The sequence below is a fragment of the Candidatus Pelagibacter communis genome, assembly GCF_001180105.1.
Lineage (GTDB): Bacteria > Pseudomonadota > Alphaproteobacteria > Pelagibacterales > Pelagibacteraceae > Pelagibacter > Pelagibacter ubique_K.
On record NZ_CVSO01000020.1, the window covers coordinates 1 to 1784 of the forward strand.

General features: G+C 31.4%; 4 protein-coding genes. 2 read left to right on the forward strand and 2 right to left on the reverse strand.

All coding sequences use genetic code 11. From position 1 onward, the window contains the following. On the reverse strand, positions 1-259 hold a 259-nt coding region (locus tag AMN84_RS01640), incomplete at its 3' end, for a GTP cyclohydrolase I (protein WP_179850685.1). Between the two features lie 77 nt (positions 260-336). Between AMN84_RS01640 and hisI the strand changes: the two genes are divergently transcribed. Then, positions 337-804: a phosphoribosyl-AMP cyclohydrolase gene (hisI, locus tag AMN84_RS01645; RefSeq protein WP_075482823.1), complete on the forward strand. Its 468-nt coding sequence runs from the start codon at positions 337-339 to the stop codon at positions 802-804. Continuing rightward, the gene (locus tag AMN84_RS01650; RefSeq protein WP_075482825.1) at positions 804-1178 is read left to right on the forward strand and encodes a DUF2237 family protein; all 375 of its coding nucleotides are present in this window, start codon (positions 804-806) and stop codon (positions 1176-1178) included. Before hisI ends, AMN84_RS01650 begins: the two co-directional genes overlap by 1 nt. On the opposite strand, the gene AMN84_RS01655 is transcribed toward AMN84_RS01650, so the two are convergent. Continuing rightward, a partial coding sequence (locus AMN84_RS01655; RefSeq protein WP_179850686.1) for a 4Fe-4S dicluster domain-containing protein occupies positions 1179-1784 on the reverse strand: 606 nt, incomplete at its 5' end.

Sequence of the window (1784 nt, forward strand, 5' to 3'; positions counted from 1 at the left end):
ATATATTTTTTTGAACGACCATATCACTATAACCCTCTACATCACCAAAAGTTTTTTCTAATATAGTGCTTGGATTTTCTGAATATCCTTTGAAATATTCTTTAAAAGCTTTTACTACCCTTTTAGGAGTTTCTAATAAGCCCTCTCTGTTTGGATCTTCTCCCATCCATTCCAAAATTGTTTTAATAGCCTCTTCGGCCTCTTTGTCGCTAATTTTTGAGGTAGTTTGTTGCTTTTGAATATCTTTAACAATTTTCATAGGGACCTTATACCTATTAATTAAGTTTTTTAAAATATTTATTATACTATTTAATATGTTAAATACTTAGGGAATATATGTTTAAAAAAAGAGAAAGTGTCACAGAGATTGAAGAAGGAAGCTTCTTATCACCAAAATTTGATAACGATGGTTTGATTCCAGTTATTACTACATGCATAAACACAAAAGAGATATTAATGCTAGGTTATATGAATGTTGAAGCATTCAAAAAAACAATTGAAACTAAGGAAGCTCATTATTGGAGCAGATCTAGAAAGCAAGTTTGGCACAAAGGTAAAACGAGTGGTTTTATTCAAAAAGTTAAGGAAATAAGAATTGACGATGATCAAGACTCTGTTTGGTTAAGTGTTGATATTGGAAACGGTTCAAGCTGCCATGTTGGATACAGATCTTGTTTTTATAGATCTATACCTTTAGGAAAAATCGAAAATGCTAGAGAAATTAAAATGAAATTTGAAGAAAAAGAGAAGAAATTTGACCCTGAAAAGGTTTACAAAGATCAGCCAAATCCAACAAAAATTTAATGTCTAAAATTCAGAAAAATGTATTAGGTGGGGATTTAGAATTATGTTCATCAAATCCTTTAACAGGATGGTACAGAGACGGATGTTGCAATACAGATGAAAATGATAATGGGCTACATACTGTGTGTGCAAAAGTAAATAATGATTTTTTGGAATGGTGTAAATCCTCAGGAAATGATTTGATTACACCTCATCCTGAGTTTGGTTTTCCTGGTTTAAAAGATGGGGATAATTGGTGTGTATGTGCTACTTGGTTTGCAAGAGCTGTAGAAGCTGGAAAAGAGTGTAAAATATATTTGAAAAAAACGAATGAGAAAACTTTAAAAATTATTCCATTAGAAATTTTAAAGAAACACGCAATAGATTTATCTTAATTACATATTCCCGTATCTTGGACCACCGCTTCCTTCTGGTGTTACCCAGGTAATATTTTGAGAAGGTTCTTTGATATCACAAGTCTTACAATGAATGCAATTTTGAGAATTTATTACAAATTTAGGTACATCATTTTCGACTTGCACTTCATATACACCAGCAGGACAATATCTTTGAGCAGGCTCATCAAATCTATCTAAGGTATATCTTATTGGTAAATCTTTATCTTTCAATTTTAAATGGACTGGTTGATTATCTGTATGATTGGTCCCTGTTAAATAAACTGAACTTGTTTTATCGAATGTAATCACATTATCAGGTTTCGGGTAATCTATTACTGGCATCTCATTTGCTGGTTTTAAAGTTTCATGATCTGCGTGTTTATGTTTAAGTGTAAATGGTAATTTCCCTCTGAAAATTATTTGGTCTATACCTGTAAAAATAATTCCCAAGATCAATCCCCAACTAAAACTTGGTTTTACATTTCGTGCCTCAAATAATTCTTTATATGCCCAGCTTTTTTTAAATTTTTCCTCGTAAATAGAAAGCTCTTTAGACTCTTTGAGATGTTCATTTATAGTTTCCGCTGCAACTATTCCGCTTTT

Bases quoted from the DNA above. Each gene is read 5' to 3' on its own strand.
- hisI (WP_075482823.1), top strand. From the start codon at position 337: ATGTTTAAAAAAAGAGAAAGTGTCACAGAGATTGAAGAAGGAAGCTTC.
- AMN84_RS01650 (WP_075482825.1), top strand. From the start codon at position 804: ATGTCTAAAATTCAGAAAAATGTATTAGGTGGGGATTTAGAATTATGT.